This window comes from Nisaea acidiphila (assembly GCF_024662015.1).
In the GTDB taxonomy this organism is placed as follows: Bacteria; Pseudomonadota; Alphaproteobacteria; order Thalassobaculales; family Thalassobaculaceae; genus Nisaea; species Nisaea acidiphila.
Genome location: NZ_CP102480.1, coordinates 1,347,869 through 1,363,726, shown reverse-complemented (window position 1 = coordinate 1,363,726; position 15,858 = coordinate 1,347,869). Strand labels below are relative to the sequence as shown.

The following is a 15,858-nucleotide window of genomic DNA, read 5'->3' as shown; positions in this document are numbered from 1 at the left end:
TGTCAGGAGCAAGAGATGACCGCCGCGTCGTCACATGACGGGACTCTGGCCGCGCGTCTCGACCGCGCGCTCGAAGGAGAAGTGCTGTTCGACCGCTTCTCCCGCGGGCGCTATTCGACCGACGCGTCGATCTACCAGGTCGAGCCGGTCGGCGTGGTCGTGCCGCGCACCCAGGACGATCTGATCGCAGCGATGGAGATCGGCCGGGAGGCCGGCGTCTCCTTGTTGCCGCGCGGCGGCGGCACCAGCCAGTGCGGACAGACCGTGAACCACTCGCTGGTGATGGACTGTTCCAAGCATCTCAACCGCATCGTCGAGATCGACCCGGAGAATATGCGCGCCGTGGTCGAGCCGGGGATCGCGCTGGATCATCTGAATGCGGCACTGAAGCCCTACGGCCTCTTCTTTCCGGTAGATGTCTCGACCGCCAGCCGGGCCACCATTGGCGGTATGACGGCGAACAATTCCTGCGGCGGGCGCTCGATCCATTACGGCATTATGGTCGACAACGTGCTCTCCATCGACGCTGTGCTGCCGACAGGGGAACAGCTCCATTTCGGCCCGGTGCCGGGCAATCTCGGCGCCATCGAGGCTGAGCCGCGCTACCGCGACCTGGTGCAGGAGATGCGTGCCATCGCCGGACGTGAGGCGGCGGAGATCGCGGAGAAGTTCCCGAAGCTTATGCGCCGGGTCGGCGGCTACAACATCAATTCGGTCGATCCTGCAGGGCACAATATGGCCAGCATGCTGGTCGGCTCGGAAGGCACGCTCGCCGCCTTCCGGCAGATCGAGCTGAAACTGCATCGTATCCCGACCCACCGGGTCATGGGCGTCTGTCATTTCCCGACCTTTTACAAGGCGATGGACGCGACCCAGCACATCGTAAAGCTGAAGCCGCACGCGGTGGAGCTGATCGACCGCAACATGATCGAGCTCGCGCGCGACATCCCGATCTTCAAGCCGATGATCGCCGAGTTCGTGAAGGGCGAGCCGGACTCTGTCCTCGTGGTCGAATTCGCCGGCGAGGATCACGCCGCCTGTGTCGCGCAGCTTCGCGAGCTCGAAGTCCTGATGGCCGATCTCGGCTATCCGGACGCGGTCGTGGATGCGACCGACGTGAGGCTGCAGGCAACCATCGGCGAGGTACGCAAGCAGGGTCTCAATATCATGATGTCGATGAAGCAGGCCGGGAAGCCGGTCTCCTTCATCGAGGACTGCGCCGTGCCGCTTGAGGATCTGGCGGAATTTACCGACAGGCTGACGAAAGTGTTCGAGAGCCACGGCACGCACGGTACCTGGTACGCCCATGCCTCCGTCGGCTGCCTGCATGTCCGCCCGGTGTTGAACATGAAGGAGGAAGGCGACGTGAAGCGCATGCGCGCGATCGCCGAGGCCGCCTTCGACATGGTCCGCGAATACAAGGGCTCGCACTCCGGCGAGCATGGCGACGGCATCGTCCGCTCCGAGTTCCACGAGAAGATGTTCGGCCAGCGCCTGGTGAAGGCGTTTGGCGACGTGAAGCAGGCGTTCGACCCGGCCGGCACGATGAATCCGGGTCGCATCGTCAATCCGCCGAAGATGGACGACCGCTCGCTCTTCCGTTTCAAGCCGGGCTACGCGCCGATGAAGCTGGAGACCGCGCTCGACTGGTCCGAGTGGGGCGGTTTCTCCGGCGCCGTCGAGATGTGCAACAACAACGGCGCCTGCCGGAAACGCGACGCGGGCGTGATGTGTCCGAGTTTCCGCGCGACGCAGAACGAGAAGGACCTGACGCGAGGCCGCGCCAACACGCTGCGCCTCGCGCTCTCCGGCCAGCTCGGACCCGAGGCGCTGGTCTCCGAGGAGATGAAGGAGACGATGGAGCTCTGCGTCTCCTGCAAGGGCTGCAAGCGGGAATGCCCGACCGGCGTCGACATGGCGCGGATGAAGGTCGAGTTCCTGCACCACTATCGCAAGAAACATGGTTTAGGCCTAAAGGATCGTCTGGTCTCCTATCTGCCGCGCTATGCGGAAGCGGCCTCGCGGTTCGATTATCTCGCCAATGCCCGTGACGTTGTGCCGGGTCTGAAGGGACTCTCCGAATGGCTGCTTGGCTTCAGCGCGAAGCGCAGCTTGCCGGTCTGGAGCGATGCGCCGTTCTCTGGGGCCGAGGCGGAGGGGGGCGATCCGGACGAGAGCGACGGGCGTGACGTGGTGCTGCTGAACGATACCTTCAGCACCTATTTCGAGCCGGAGAATCTCCGCGCCGCCCTGCGCGTGCTGCAGCGTCTCGGCTACCGGGTGCATGTCGTCGATCCGCGCGCAGAGGGTGGGCGCCATCTCTGCTGCGGCCGGACTTTTCTCGCTTCCGGTCTCGTAGACGAGGCGAAAACGGAAGCGCGCCGGATGATCGCCGCCTACCTGCCCTATATCCGCCGAGGCATTCCCGTCGTCGGGCTGGAACCTTCCTGCCTCTTCACGCTCCGGGATGAGTTCAAGGCGATGCTTCCGGGCGCGGAGACCGATCTCGTCGCCGAGCATGCGCTGCTGTTCGAGGAATTCATTGCCCGCGAGCAAAAGGCGGGAAAGATCTCCGCCAGTTTCAAACCGGTCGCCAGGAAGGCGCTGGTGCACGGCCACTGCCATCAGAAGGCCTTCGCCGCCATGGGCGCGGTCGAGAGCGCGCTGCGCCTCGTGCCCGGCATGGAAGTCGAAGTGATCAATTCGAGTTGCTGTGGCATGGCCGGCGCCTTCGGTTACGAGAAGAAGAACCTGGAGGTCTCCATGGCCATGGCGGAGCGCGACCTGCTGCCCGCCGTGCGCGCCGCCGACGGGGACACCGTGCTCGTCGCCGACGGCACCTCCTGCCGCCATCAGATCAAGGACGGCGCCGCCCGCGAGGCGGTCCATGTCGCAACCATCCTGGACCGCGCGCTGGCGTGATCCCATCCTCTGGAGAAGAGCAATGACCTACAAGTCCGGCCCCCATTTCCTGCAGATCCCGGGACCGAGTCATGTCCCCGGCCGGATCCTGCACGCCATCGGGCAGCCGACCATCGACCATCGCGGCCCCGAGTTCCAGAAGCTGGCGAACGAGGTGCTGGCGAAGGTGAAGCCGATCTTCAAGACCGAATGCCCGGTGGTGATCTTCCCGTCCTCCGGCACCGGCGCCTGGGAAGCGGCTCTGGTCAACACCATGAACCCCGGCGACCGGGTGCTGATGTTCGAGACCGGCCAGTTCTCCACCCTCTGGTCCGAGCTCGCGACCCGCGTCGGCCTGAAGCCGGAAGTCATTCCGGGCGACTGGCGCCACGGCGTCGACGCGGCGGCGATCGAGGAGCGGCTGAAGGCGGACAAGGCGCACGAGATCAAGGGCGTCTGCGTCGTCCATAACGAGACCTCGACCGGCGTCACCTCGAACATCAGGGCGGTGCGCAAGGCGATCGACGCGGCGAAGCATCCGGCGTTGCTCCTCGTCGATACGATCTCGGGCCTCGGCTCGGCCGATTACCGGCACGACGAATGGGGCGCGGACGTCACCATCAGCGGCTCGCAGAAGGGCCTCATGCTGCCGCCGGGCCTCAGCTTCAACGCGGTTGGCCCGAAGGCGCTGAAGGCGTCCGAGAAGGCGACGATCAACCGGTCCTACTGGGACTGGCAGCACCAGATCGGCATGAACAAGGACGGCTGGTTCCCCTACACCCCCGCCACCAACCTGCTCTACGGCCTGAAAGAGGCCTGCGACATGATGATGGAGGAGGGGCTGGAGAACGTGTTCGCCCGGCACGACCGCTGGGCCGAGGCGACCCGCCGCGCAGTGAAGACTTGGGGCCTCGAGGTGCTCTGCCAGAACGCAGATGAATACAGCCCCGTGTTGACAGCCGTGCTGATGCCGGACGGCCACGACGCCGACAAGTACCGCGAGGTGGTGCTCGACAAGTTCGACATGTCGCTCGGCTCCGGTCTCGGCAAGGTGAAGGGCAAGGTCTTCCGCATCGGCCATCTGGGTTACTTCAACGACCTGATGCTGATGGGCACGCTCTCCGGCGTCGAGATGGGCCTCGCGGTCGCCGGCGTGCCGCACAAGAAGGGCGGCGCCCAGGCGGCGATGGAATATCTGACCGGCAACGCTTGAGTTTCAAGGCTCCCGGAATCCCCGGAACAGCTCCCGGCCGACCGGGCCCAGAAGGTAATCGGCGGCGGTGCGCTCCTCGGTGAGGAAGGCGATATCCGCCGCCATACCGGTCTTGAGGTCGGCGGTCTCGCCACCGGCCTCGAAGCGGAGCCGGGCCTCGTAATACTGCCGCCCGGTCGCCGGATCCTCCAGCAGGTCGGCCGAGACCCGGATCACGCGGGCGGCGAGCGGCGGGCGGTTGCGCCAGCGGTAGGCGCCGATCCGGACTTCTGCGAGCTGGCCGCGATAGATCCCGTCGATATCTCCCGCCCGCACGCGGGCATCCACCACCAGTTCGTCGGCACGGGGCACGATGCTCATGATCGTCTCGCCGGGCGCGGCCACGCCGCCCACGGTATGAAACGCGAGGTCGACGATTTCGCCCGCGACCGGCGACCGGAGTTCCGTGTTGCGCAATCTGTCGCGCGCGCTCTTCAGCTGCTGGCGGAGTGTGGCGATTTCATTCGAGGCCTCTGTCAGGGCCTCCGCAAGCTCGGTCTTCTGTTGGCTGCGAAATGCGGTGAGATTGAGCTTCGCCGCCGCCAGGTTTTCCTCGGCCTGCGCGATGCGCCGCCGGAGCGCGTTCCGCTCTCCGATGAGGCTTTCACGAGCGCGCTTCAGGGCCAGGAGGCGCGGTTTGCGCTCAAGCCCCTTGCTGAGAAGCGTTGCGACATCGGCGGTTTCCTCCTCGATCATCGGCAATTGCCGGTCGGTTGAGCGGAGTTCCGCGGCAAGAGAGGCGGCCTCCTCGCGCAGCTCGGCGATCCTGCGCTCCAGCACACGTTCCTTGCCCGCGCGCTCCCGCTCCCAGGCTTCGAACAGGGTGGCTTCGATCGTCATGACACGTGCACTCTCCGGCGAGGCGTGGTCACCCGTCAGCTCTGCGGGCCAGTCAGGTGCGTCGGCGCCGATCAGGCTTGCGTTGAGACGCGCAGTGCGTCCCAGGGTCTGCATCAGCCGATCGCGGATGATGTCGTGCTCGCTCCAGGCCTGACTAGGGTCGAGACGGAGCAGCGGGTCGCCGGCTGAAACGGCAGCGCCTTCCTTTACGAGGATCTGGTCGATACGGCCGCCTTCTCTGGTCTGGATGTCCTTTCTGTAAGACTGCACGGTAATGCGGCCGTCGGCGAGGATCGCGGCGTTTATCGGAACCAGACGGCTCCAGAGTGCGACCCCGGCGACGAAAAGGAGGATCGCCAGCAGAGCCCCGAGCGCGAGCCGCCCGACACGCGGTCTGTCCGGAAGCCGGGTCGTGGCGAGATCGGTCATGCCTCGACCGTTTCCGGGGTGGGGGCCATCTCCGGAATTGCCTGGAGGGGAAGCTCCCGTTGTTGGGATACGGGGCGCGGCGAAGCGATCTTGAGGACGCTTCCCTGGTCGAGCAGAACGACTGTATCGGCCGCCCGCAGCATGTCCGTTCTATGGCTGGAGACGAGCACGAGATGTCCCTGCCTCGCGAAGGCGCGCAGACTGGCAGCGAGCGCCTGGGCCGCAGCTTGGTCCAGGCTTGCGTCCGGTTCGTCTAGCAGGAGCAAGGCGGGACTTCCATAGAAGGCGCGCGCGATGGCGAGTTGCTGGCGCTGCCCGTCGCTCAACAATGGCAGGGCGGTGTCGAGGTCCGTGTCGTAGCCTTTCGGCAGGCGGCCGATCGCGTCGTGGATACCGGCGCGTCTTGCCGCTTCGATGACTTGATCCGACGTGTCTTCGGACAGCCGCGTAATGGCCGCGCGAACGCTCGGACCGAAGAGTTGCAGCGATTGCGGCAGGTAGCCGACATGGCGCCCGAAATTCTCGCGGTTCCAACTGTGCGTGTCATGACCGTCGAGGGTCAGCGCCCCTGCGGACGGCACCCACATCCCTGCGATGAGTTTAAGCAAGGTCGTCTTTCCCGCAGCTGCAGCGCCCGCGATACAAACGAAGCTGCCAAATTCCAGGTGGAGAGAGACGCCCCGGATGACAGGTTGCCTGCTGCCCGGCGGGACGAAAACAACCCTCTTCAGGTCCAGCGACCGGCAGGGCCGGGGCAGCGTCATCGTCCCGCGCACGATCCTCGGCGGCATGTCCAGCGCTTTACTCAATCTACGCATGGCGCCACCGGCGGCGCCCCATAGCCGCCAGCGGTCGAGCAACTGCTCCAACGGGGCAAGCGCGCGGACCAGGATGATGGAGGCCGCGATCAAGGTCCCGACGCTCGCCGACTGATCGATCACCAGCAGCATGCCGCCGCCGAACACGGCGATTTGCAGGCTCATGCGGAGCCCCTTGGCCGCACTCATCGATATGGAATGCCGGTGGGCGCAGCGGATGTTTGCCGTAATCATCGCGAGGTTCAGCTTCCGCCAGCGCCCGCCCAGGCGGCGCAGCATGCCCATCGCTTCCAGGGTCTCCGGGAAGTTCAGGGCGCTGCCGATTTCCCGATAGGCGGCGCCTGCTCTCGCGGTCGTTTCCGCAGCGGCCCGCCGGGTAAGCAATTCATTCACGATGGCCAGTGTCAGCAGCCCGGCTCCGGAGGCGAGCCCGAGCCAGCCGAAATAGGGGTGCAGAAGGAAGAGCGCGAAAAAGAACATGGGCGTCCAGACCAGCTCAAGACCGGCGGTGAGGGCGCCGCCCGAGACGAAATCCCGTACGAGATTGACGTCGCCGATCAACCCGGTCGCGGTTTCGGAACGGTCGAGTGCACGGGCCGCGATCGGCTCGAGCATCTGTTCTCCCAACCGGAGCGCAAACCAGGCGGCGAGGCGGTGATATGTGCAGTGTCGGAGGTAATCGAGGACGCAGAACAGCAGCACGGCACCCAGAGCCAGGATCGAGAGGCCGGTCACTGTCGCGATGCTTCCGCTGGTCGTGACGTCGGAAAAAAGCTTCAACATATAGAGCGGCGGAATGAACATCGTCAGCGAAATGGCGAAACTCAGAGCCAGGCCGAGCGCCAGCCCTGGAGCGCATTTCGCGAGAAGTAAGCGGGCGGCCGGATCGTACGATCCGGCGTCTGGAGCGGTGCTGTTCATAGTGAAATATCCACCGATAAAACCACTAAAAATTTACATCTTCCGGTTGTGGTCGTATGCGAGTCCGTTGCGAACGGTCTGCCCTTCCTCAGTTGATCGTGATGTAAGAGGCAATGTCGTTTGCGAGATCGGTCGCGCTCAACCCGTCGATCGTGACAAGGTTTCCGCTGCCGAAATCGATCACCGCATTTCCGGTCGCATCGCTCGATATCCGGTCCAACAGATCGCTGGCTTCGGTGACCTGCAGCCCGTTGATGTTCGAGGCGACGAGGATCATATCGGTACCGGCAACAAAGTCGTAAATGACGTCGACCCCGCTGTTGCTCTGGAAAACGAACTGGTCTCCCCCGAGATTTCCGTGGAGAGCATCGTCTCCCCGTCCACCGATCAGCGTGTCCGCGTTCTGGCCGCCATAGAGGGTATCGTCGCCGGCGCCGCCGAAGAGCGTGTCGTCCTGCTGGTTGCCGTAAAGAATGTCGAAGCCGGAATTGCCGTAGAGCAAGTCGGCATCCCGATTTCCGGCCAGGATATCGTCATCGTTGCCACCGGCGATCTCGTCATTGCCCTGGCCGCCGAAGAATCTGTCCGCACCTTCGTCGGAGCCGATGGTGTCATTGCCCTTGTTGCCGTAGATGAGATCGTCGCCGATGCCTCCGAAGACCTCATCGTCTCCCGCGCCGCCGCGGAGTTGGTCGTCTCCGAGGCCGCCGGTGACGGTATCGTTGCCGCTGCCGCCCTGGATCTTGTCGTTCCCGTCGCCGCCGCGGATTCGGGCATGACCTTCGCCCTGGATGATCAGGACCGATCCGTCGGACGCATCGGGATTCAATATGATCGAAATCTGCTGGTCGGCGGCCACGTTGGCAGCGGCATAGGGCATGTCTGCCGGAAGAAGCACAGGCGTCAGCCCCTCGCTTCCATCAGCCACGTCGGAGCCCGGAGCTGTGAATTCTTCGACGGAGCTTTCCGAAACGCCGATCTGGTCCAGGAAATCCCGGATCAGAATGCTCTGTTCGGTATCGATATTCAGGTTCAATGCCGGGTCGAACCCTCCGGGCAGCGATGCCATGTCTCACCTCCCCCAATTGCCGCCGGGCCGGCGCCGGTTATTCTTTTCTGTAGCCCAGCGGGATCACCAGAAACGTGTCCTGATGATGTAAAGCTCCTGGTTTCCCGGCCCAATGACCGGGCTCGTATCCGACGATCCTGAGGCCGCTGTCCTCGATCATGCGGGTCCAGGTACGGTACGTGTAGCCTGCGAAAAACTCCTGCCCCTCATAGGCGTAGTAGCAACCTGGTTCTTCCTGGGTTGCTGCGCGGTGCCGTCCGGTTCGGCGGACGTAATCGAAGAAGAAGTCGTCGATCACATGGGCGGTGAGATAGGCGCAAGCGTTCCGTTTTAGGACGCGCGCGAGCTCTGACAGATAGCTGAGGCTGTCGCGCTGCTGCAACTGGGTGAAGAGCGAGATCGCGAAGGCGAAACCGATCTGTTCGTGCTGGAGTTCGGAGAGGTGATAGCTGTTTCGGGAGATCGGCTTTCGGATCTCGAAAGAGTATTTGTTCACGGTTTCCCGCTCGATGAAGCGCATTGTGCCGCTGCGGGCCTTGACCGTACCGCGGCACCAGTCGAGCGCCTCGCGCCAGACGTCGATCCCGATATAGGTGCCGCCGTCGAGATATTGGGCGAAGGGAGTGGCAAGCCGGCCGCAACCGCAGCCGAGATCGAGCACCGTTTCGTCCGGCTCGATCCGGCCGCGCTGTACCATCTCCTCGAAATGGATACTCTGCGCGGCAAGGAACTGTGGAACCCCCGAATATCCGATCCGGTTGATCATGTTGTCCGGCGGCAATTGGTTCCGGTCCAGTCCTGTGCAGCTCGCAAGAGCCGTACGTACCCGTTTCAACCGGTCTTCCATCGCATGAGAGCTGTCCCGCGGCGCGTGTAGAAAGGCGCTCGATGTAAGTTTGCCCATGCTCATCTCGACCCGGTCCAGTCCGCTTGCCGTCCGGTGGAGGCGGATAATCCGGCGGTCTCGGCATATTCGTCGGCAAGGCCGGATAGCTGCCGGATCATCTCGTCGACGCCGATCGAGAGCCCGCGGGAGCGAATGATCTCCGAGACGGTCATATGCAGCAGGATCCGGCCACGGTGCAGTTCGTTCCGCTGCGCCGTGAGGCGGGATCTCAAGGCCGCGACGTCCTCACAGGTTCCCGGCCGCATCGCCGCCGGCCTGACGGATTCGATCCGCGCGCGGAGGTCTTCCTGCAGATAGGCATCTCCCATCAGCGAGGCCAGCGCCCGGAGCTTCGGGTCAGCCGCCCCGCCGCGCAGATACTTGTTCCGGATTAGCGCGTTGTAGGCGATATGCGGATTTCTGGCCGCGAGATCGGAGTTTGCGTAAGTGTCCTTTGCCGTCGTGCCGGTGCGGTGGTGGTAGTTGGCAAGCGGCGCATCCAGAACGCCGATATCCGCTTCCAGCAGGAAGCGCAGATTGAAGTCCCAGTCCCCCAACACCGGCAGGCTCTCGTCATATCCCTCGAGCCGCTCCCAGAGTGCGCGGCGATAGAGGAAGGCGATCGGCGGGAAACTGTTGGCGACAGCCATTTCCGCGAGCTGGACGGTCGAGAGCCAGCCATTGAACGGCTTGCGATCGCGTTCGATGACAGAGCCGTTGCTGATTTCCTCGGTCACGTGGGTACTGTGCGTGACCACGCCGTCATAGAGAGCCTCATGCTCGCCGAGGAAGCCGACTGTTCGGGCAAGGAAGTCGGGCTCCCAGCTGTCGTCGTCGTCGTGGATCACGATCAGGTCGGACCGGCTATTCCGGATGCCTGCGTTCGAGGCGGCCTCCATGCCCTGGCTGTCGTCGAAGGAGCAAAAGAGGATGCGGGCCGGGTCGATTGCTGTTTCCGAGAGGATGTCCCGGACGGGACCCGGGTCTCCGCCGTCATTCACCACCACCCAGACATAGTTACCGTAGCTCTGGCGGGAAACACTCTCGGCGGCGCGCCGGAACAGGAGCGGACGATCCTTTGTCCGGGTGACGATTGCGACACGGTCTTCGGTCTTCGGAGCGGCGGGCAGCGTTATCTTTTCGAGCAAGCGGCGCTGCACGCGCAGGCGGCGCTGTCCGCTGAATTCGAGCGCGGCCTGACCGGGAGGCCAGAGCGAGTCCTCGACTCTTTGCTCCGGACTGTCTTCCGGAAACCTGTCGCATGCCGGCAGGAGAGCGCCGACGGCGCCGGTCCGGCCGAGATCGAGCGAGCGCGGTTTGCGGGCCAGCAACGCGATTGCCGCCGTGTCCGGCTCCGAGATCAGGCGCGACAGAGACCGCAATGCGCCCTCGTAGCGGTCCAGGGCTTCCGTGGGAGATGCCGTCGCAAACTTCCGGAGATAGGCGCACACGCCGTCAAAGGCGGGGTCCGCAAGCCGTTTCTCCCTAATCGTTTCGGAGCGTCCTTTTCTGGCGCGATCTATATCGCTGTGGTCGATGCGCTCGATCGATGGAACGTTTGGCTCGAAAACGCTTTCGATCAGGTGCCGGTGCTGCAGCAGAATGGAGGCGGGCTGGTCCGGGTCGAAGAGCGGGGTGTCGAACATCAGCCCGGTCATCGCCGCGGGCTGTTCGCCCGATATGCTGGCGCGCCCGATGCAGCCGAAATAGAGCCCGGACCAATGCCAATCGTCGAACGCCTGCTCGAACAGGAGCTGTTGCGTGCCGCGCCATCCCGTGTCGATCAAGAGCAGCCGTTCGGCAGAGCCTGCGACGGCTTCGACATAATCGGCAAAGAGGCGTGACTGACGGCGCAGATGCCGGCGCACCCGCTCCGCTGTCGGAGCGTCTGATTGGAGGAAATCGTGCAGCGGCTGCGGGGGTACTTCCGGGATGGAGAGTGGCGTCTCCCGGGATTGTTCCGCGCGCAGCAGGCCACGCACGATCCGGTCGAGCGGTTCTCCTTCGAGCTCTGAGCCAAGGGCGGTCAGGGCGAGGGAGGGGCTGGCCGCATAGGTGCCTTTGACGGCCATCAGCCGCGAGGTGCGAAGTAAATGAACATGCTCCTGCAACGCCAGGTCCCTGCATGCGAGCCATATCTCGTAGAGGGATTTCAGACGCAGTCCGGCGCGGAGCAGGAACAGGATGCGGTCCGCTACCGGATCCGTTTGCAGAAGATGGGCGTGCAGTCTTAGGAAATAGAGATTGACGATCGGACCGAGGAGGTCGTGTCCGAATTGCGTCAATTGGGCCGGTGTCGGTCGTTGTTTCTTCATGGCACGAATGCCAGCTCGCGGCGAAGCGCACCGTCGGTTGATCGAGTGCGTCCGACAGCTTTCTCGAAGCAGACGCGACGGGCATTCAGTTCGGCTTCGGGAACCGGCAGGTGGAGTGCCTGCCAGCCGCGCCGTTTCGCGCTCAGATAGTCGCTTTGCAGATTGTCGCCGAGGTGCAGGGCGTGCGCCGGCTCGATACGTAAGCTCCGCTCGACATGATCGAAGAGCGTGCCAGCAGCCTTGCTCCCGTACCCGTCGGCCGAGGACAAGGTCCGGGGGCGTTTTCGCGTGCGGAGCTTCGCTGCCAGTATCCGGCTCACCCGCACGCCTTCCAGATACGTGTCGGAGAGAAAGGCGGTGCGCAACCGGGGAAAGCGCCGTTCGATAAGAGGGATCAGCGGATTGAGCATGACATCCTCGATCTCGGCTTCGATCTCCGTCTCGATGTAGAGCTGGGTCAGGTCAGGCTGGCCGAGCAGGGCGCAGGCGCCCGCCGCGATGGTGTCGAAAGTTGGGTCGCAATCCTCGGCGCCCGGCCGTCGCATTGCATACGCCGCGCGTGCGGCGGTCACGCGGGCAAGAAAAGCATCATTGGCGGAAAAGCCCGGAGATTCAGCCTTGGCCGCCGCCGCGCGGACAAAACGCTCGGCTGCGCTCCGGAACCTTGCCGCTTCGGACTTCCGGGCGCGAAGCAGAGCGGTGTCGAATACGTCGATCGTAAGGAGCGCGATCCGGAACCTGCCGACTATTTTCGCGATAGCATCCAGGACGAGGGCGCAATTGTCGGAGCTGTCGTAGAAGCTGCGGTGGTCGGTGCTGTCGTGCAACGCGGCAAGGTAAGGCGGCGGGCCCTCGACCCGCAGAACCGCTCTGCTCCCCCCGATTTTCCCGTGCCCGTCCATCGATCTCGGCCCCATGCCGTAGAGCCTTCCGGCTCAAGAGGAAGGGGGATCGTGCCACCATTCAATATGCAACGAAAGCCTTAATTTCTTTCAACTCATTCTAAATAAAGGCGTATTCGTTGACGGCCGGCTTCGGTCAGTTGAGGAATTCGGGCTCTTCCTTCTCCAGCATGCGACGGAGTGCCTTGAAGTGGCGATCTGCGACGCGGGCATTCTCGGTCGAGGCCTGCTGGCGGGTATGGGCGCGGGTTTCCTCCGGGATCGAGCGCAGCTTCCGGCCGGTGGACTTGGCCAGCACCTGGAACTTCGCGGCACGTTCCAGATAGTAGAGATCGTTGAAGGTATCTTGCACCGTCGGGCCGGTGGTGATGACGCCGTGGCAGGCGAGGAACAGGACCGACTTGTTGCCGATCTTGCTGGCCATCCGCGCACCCTCGTTCTCGTCGAGCGCAAGACCGCCATACTCGTCGTCGTAAGCGATCCGGCCGTCGAACATCAGCGCGTTCTGCTCGCACATCTCCAGCCGCCCGTCCTCGAGCAGGGTAAGGGCGGTCGCGTAGGGCTGATGGGTGTGCATGATGCAGACCGCGCTCGGCACCGCCTTGTGCATCTCGCTATGGATGAAGAAGGCGGTGTCCTCGACGGTCTCGTCGCCTTCCAGGATGTTGCCGTCGCCGTCGCAGAGCACCATGGAGGAGGCGGTCACCTCCGACCAGTGCCAGCCGAACGGGTTGATCAGGAAGCGGTTACCGCGCATCACGCCGTCATCGTCCGGAAGGGCGAGCGAGAAATGGTTGTCGACCCCTTCGTTGAGACCATAGCGCGCCGCCCATCGCAGGGAGCAGGCGAGGTCGATACGGGCTTGGCGGATATCGGTGTTCATGCGGTCTCTCCCCGGCAGATCGGCTTATGCGGACATAAGAAATTGTTGTTTTGCCGACGATAGACCGGCGGCTAGGGTCGCGTGAAGTGTCAAGCGGCGCAGGGATCACGGCCAATGCGGCGCCAATCGAGAGACGGCAAGGGGGCGGAATGTCCGCGAAGAGTTGCGCCGACGCGATCGTCGGACTGATGGAAAGCTACGGGATCGATACGATTTTCGGGATCCCGGGCGTGCATACGGTCGCCTTTTACCGGGGACTGGCGGCGAGCGGGCTCCGTCATGTGACGCCTCGCCATGAGCAGGGCGCATCGCTGATGGCCTATGGCTATGCGCTGGCGAGCGGCCGGCCGGCCGCTTGCTCGGTCATCACCGGGCCGGGATTGCTGAACGCGACGACGGGGATCGGGCAAGCCTATTCGGATTCCGTGCCCATGCTGGTCGTCGCCGCGGCGAACAAGAGCAACGAACTCGCCATGGGGCAGGGCTTTCTGCACGAGATGCCCGATCAACACGATGCGGCTCGTACAGTTACCGCGTTCAATCATCAGCTCCGCGCTCCCGAGAACCTGCCGGAAATCTTCGCGCAGGCCTTCGCCCGTTTCGACAGCAGCCGGCCACGGCCAGTCGGGATTGAGGTGCCCAGGGACCTGTTCGACACTCCCTGCGATATCGATATTTCCGCTTGGCCCCGCACGCCGAAACCGGCGCCGGACAGCGCTGCGATTGCAGAGGCGGCAAAGCTGCTCTCGGAAGCCTCGGCCCCAGTCATCCTTCTCGGCGGCGGCGCCAAGTGGTGCGGACCGCAAGCACTGGAGCTGGCCGGGAAAACCGGCGCGATGATCGTCACCACGACGGCGGCGAAGGGAGCGGTGCCGGAGACTCATGCGCTCAGCGCCGGGGCCACGCTTGAGCTCCAGGCGACACAGAAGGCGCTCGCGGACGCCGATCTGGTTCTCGCCGCCGGTACGGAACTGGCCGAGACCAGCTTCTGGGCACCGACTCCGGAGATCCGTCTGGGACGCCGCCTGATCCGGGTCGATATCGATCCGGCGCAATTGGTCCGGAGTTTCCGGCCCGACGTCTCGATCCTCGGCGATGCGAAGATGAGTCTGGAAGCGCTTTCTCGCGCCTTCACGGGAGCGCCGTCGGCGGATGGGGCAGGGCGTGCCGCCCGGCTGCGGGAAGAGAATCTCGCCGGGCACGAGGTGCCGGTAACGGCAAACCGCCGCCGGATGCTCGATCTGCTGGCGCAGTATCTGCCGGAGAACTGCTTTGTCTCCCTCGACTCGACGCAGGTTGCCTATACCGGCGCGTCCTATTTCCGCATCGACCACCCCAACGGATGGCACTTTCCCAACGGTTTCGGAACGCTCGGGACAGGTGTCCCGACGGCGATCGGAGCCAAGCTCGGGGTGCCGGACCGGCCGGTGATGGCTATTGCCGGCGACGGTGGTCTCCTCTTCACCGCCGAGGAACTGATTGTCGCGGCCGAACTGCGCCTTCCGATCCCGGTGGTGGTGTGGAACAACGGCGGCTACGGAGAGATCCGGGATCACATGATCGGTGCCGGAGTGCAGCCGCTCGGCACCGACCTGCTCGTACCGGACTTCTCGGCCCTTGCGAAAGGCTACCGCTGCGCCTACGCCTGCCCCGAAAGCGGTGACGCATTCGGCCGGGCCCTCGGCGAAGCCTTTACCGCCGCCGGGCCGACCCTGATCGAACTCAGGTCGGATGCAGCCTTTTTGAACGGCTGAGCGTCAGCCGCCGACCAGGGCCCGGACCTTTTCCAGGACCGGTTCCGGAAGCCGTGTCGGTTTGCGCGTATCGAGATCGAGAAGCACGCCGAACTGGCCGAGTTCTGCGAGCCTTTTGCCGCGCGTCGTGTCGATGAGCCGGTGTACAAGACGGATCGAGGACGAGCCTACATGCGCGACCGTGCTCTCGACATGGACGAGGTCGCCACCTTCGGGCCAGTGATCCATCTCGATCTGAAATTCAAAAGTCGAGAAACCGCGCCGGTTCTCCCGGAGGAAGGTCGGACTGAGGCCGATTGAGGCGAGAGCGTGGAACCCGGAGCCCGAGAACTGGTGGATCAGGCCGCCAAGGCCAAGCTTGCCGGTCCAATCGAGATCGCTCGGCCGAACAACGTCGGTCCCTGCGCGTACCCAGGTCGCGCTGTCCTTCACCGGTGCCCGTTCTTCACGCACCGGTCCGTCCCAATGGGCGGCTGAGCCCGGAAGCGAGGCGCCGTCCAACGTCTGTTCCATGGTGGTACAGACGGTGCCGGTATCGGAATTATAGAGTTTGTGTGCGATCACCGGCCTAAGGCCGGTCTGGATCAGAGCACTTTCGATATGGAAGAGATCGCCTTTCCGGAGTTCGGCATGATAACGCGTATAGCAGTCGGTGGTCCGTGCCTCGCGCGGGTCGACGCCGCTTTCCCGGAGAAAACGCCAGGCCGCTGCCTCGAATTTCTCGTAGTAGTACGCCACGGTGAAATGTTCGACGACGTCGCATTCCCATGCTTTTACATCGCCGCGGAACGTTTCTTCGAAATCTGAAGACATGATCTTAGCCTGATTGTGGTCTGACGGACGCGGAGCATAGCCGGATTCGCGGAACCGGCGTCAATCGTGCGTATC

At 63.9% G+C, this 15,858-nt stretch carries 11 protein-coding genes; 3 read left to right on the top strand and 8 right to left on the bottom strand.

Annotated elements, in window-relative coordinates:
• Positions 1–15 precede the first annotated feature (15 nt).
• Entirely contained in the window at positions 16–2,922 is a 2,907-nt protein-coding gene (locus NUH88_RS06310; RefSeq protein ID WP_257770711.1) for an FAD-binding and (Fe-S)-binding domain-containing protein, read from the top strand.
• A gap of 22 nt (positions 2,923–2,944) precedes the next feature.
• Positions 2,945–4,114 (top strand): pyridoxal-phosphate-dependent aminotransferase family protein, encoded by a 1,170-nt coding sequence (locus NUH88_RS06305; protein ID WP_257770710.1) that lies wholly within the window; start codon positions 2,945–2,947, stop codon positions 4,112–4,114.
• Between the two features lie 3 nt (positions 4,115–4,117).
• Here the strand turns inward: NUH88_RS06305 and NUH88_RS06300 are convergent, their stop codons facing one another.
• The 7 genes from NUH88_RS06300 to NUH88_RS06270 form a co-directional block, all read right to left on the bottom strand.
• A complete protein-coding gene (locus tag NUH88_RS06300; RefSeq protein ID WP_257770709.1) occupies positions 4,118–5,422 on the bottom strand; it encodes an HlyD family type I secretion periplasmic adaptor subunit in 1,305 nt (434 codons plus the stop codon).
• Entirely contained in the window at positions 5,419–7,161 is a 1,743-nt protein-coding gene (locus NUH88_RS06295) for a type I secretion system permease/ATPase (RefSeq protein WP_257770708.1), read from the bottom strand. The genes NUH88_RS06300 and NUH88_RS06295 overlap by 4 nt, the downstream gene beginning before the upstream one ends.
• 88 nt (positions 7,162–7,249) lie before the next feature.
• Positions 7,250–8,230, bottom strand: coding sequence for a calcium-binding protein (locus NUH88_RS06290; protein ID WP_257770706.1), 981 nt, complete (start codon positions 8,228–8,230; stop codon positions 7,250–7,252).
• 37 nt (positions 8,231–8,267) lie between these two features.
• Positions 8,268–9,134 carry a class I SAM-dependent methyltransferase gene (locus NUH88_RS06285; protein WP_257770704.1) on the bottom strand — a complete coding sequence of 289 codons (867 nt, stop codon included), beginning with the start codon at positions 9,132–9,134 and terminating at the stop codon, positions 8,268–8,270.
• Between the two features lie 2 nt (positions 9,135–9,136).
• Positions 9,137–11,431 (bottom strand): glycosyltransferase family 2 protein, encoded by a 2,295-nt coding sequence (locus NUH88_RS06280; RefSeq protein ID WP_257770703.1) that lies wholly within the window; start codon positions 11,429–11,431, stop codon positions 9,137–9,139.
• Positions 11,428–12,348: a hypothetical protein gene (locus NUH88_RS06275; RefSeq protein ID WP_257770702.1), complete on the bottom strand. Its 921-nt coding sequence runs from the start codon at positions 12,346–12,348 to the stop codon at positions 11,428–11,430. The genes NUH88_RS06280 and NUH88_RS06275 overlap by 4 nt, the downstream gene beginning before the upstream one ends.
• 121 nt (positions 12,349–12,469) lie before the next feature.
• The gene (locus tag NUH88_RS06270) at positions 12,470–13,216 is read right to left on the bottom strand and encodes an aldolase (RefSeq protein WP_257770701.1); all 747 of its coding nucleotides are present in this window, start codon (positions 13,214–13,216) and stop codon (positions 12,470–12,472) included.
• A gap of 149 nt (positions 13,217–13,365) precedes the next feature.
• On the opposite strand from NUH88_RS06270, the gene NUH88_RS06265 reads away from it, so the two are divergent.
• On the top strand, positions 13,366–14,970 hold the full coding sequence (locus NUH88_RS06265) for a 5-guanidino-2-oxopentanoate decarboxylase (RefSeq protein WP_257770700.1): 1,605 nt from the start codon (positions 13,366–13,368) through the stop codon (positions 14,968–14,970).
• A 3-nt stretch (positions 14,971–14,973) separates the two neighbouring features.
• Here the strand turns inward: NUH88_RS06265 and NUH88_RS06260 are convergent, their stop codons facing one another.
• Positions 14,974–15,783 carry an acyl-CoA thioesterase gene (locus NUH88_RS06260; protein ID WP_257770698.1) on the bottom strand — a complete coding sequence of 270 codons (810 nt, stop codon included), beginning with the start codon at positions 15,781–15,783 and terminating at the stop codon, positions 14,974–14,976.
• Positions 15,784–15,858 lie beyond the last annotated feature (75 nt).

Excerpts from the sequence above, each read along its gene's own strand:
- NUH88_RS06265 (WP_257770700.1), top strand. The coding sequence starts at position 13,366 with ATGTCCGCGAAGAGTTGCGCCGACGCGATCGTCGGACTGATGGAAAGC.
- NUH88_RS06300 (WP_257770709.1), bottom strand. The coding sequence starts at position 5,422 with ATGACCGATCTCGCCACGACCCGGCTTCCGGACAGACCGCGTGTCGGG.
- NUH88_RS06305 (WP_257770710.1), top strand. The coding sequence starts at position 2,945 with ATGACCTACAAGTCCGGCCCCCATTTCCTGCAGATCCCGGGACCGAGT.
- NUH88_RS06280 (WP_257770703.1), bottom strand. The coding sequence starts at position 11,431 with ATGAAGAAACAACGACCGACACCGGCCCAATTGACGCAATTCGGACAC.
- NUH88_RS06290 (WP_257770706.1), bottom strand. The coding sequence starts at position 8,230 with ATGGCATCGCTGCCCGGAGGGTTCGACCCGGCATTGAACCTGAATATC.
- NUH88_RS06270 (WP_257770701.1), bottom strand. The coding sequence starts at position 13,216 with ATGAACACCGATATCCGCCAAGCCCGTATCGACCTCGCCTGCTCCCTG.
- NUH88_RS06275 (WP_257770702.1), bottom strand. The coding sequence starts at position 12,348 with ATGGGGCCGAGATCGATGGACGGGCACGGGAAAATCGGGGGGAGCAGA.
- NUH88_RS06285 (WP_257770704.1), bottom strand. The coding sequence starts at position 9,134 with ATGGGCAAACTTACATCGAGCGCCTTTCTACACGCGCCGCGGGACAGC.
- NUH88_RS06295 (WP_257770708.1), bottom strand. The coding sequence starts at position 7,161 with ATGAACAGCACCGCTCCAGACGCCGGATCGTACGATCCGGCCGCCCGC.
- NUH88_RS06260 (WP_257770698.1), bottom strand. The coding sequence starts at position 15,783 with ATGTCTTCAGATTTCGAAGAAACGTTCCGCGGCGATGTAAAAGCATGG.
- NUH88_RS06310 (WP_257770711.1), top strand. The coding sequence starts at position 16 with ATGACCGCCGCGTCGTCACATGACGGGACTCTGGCCGCGCGTCTCGAC.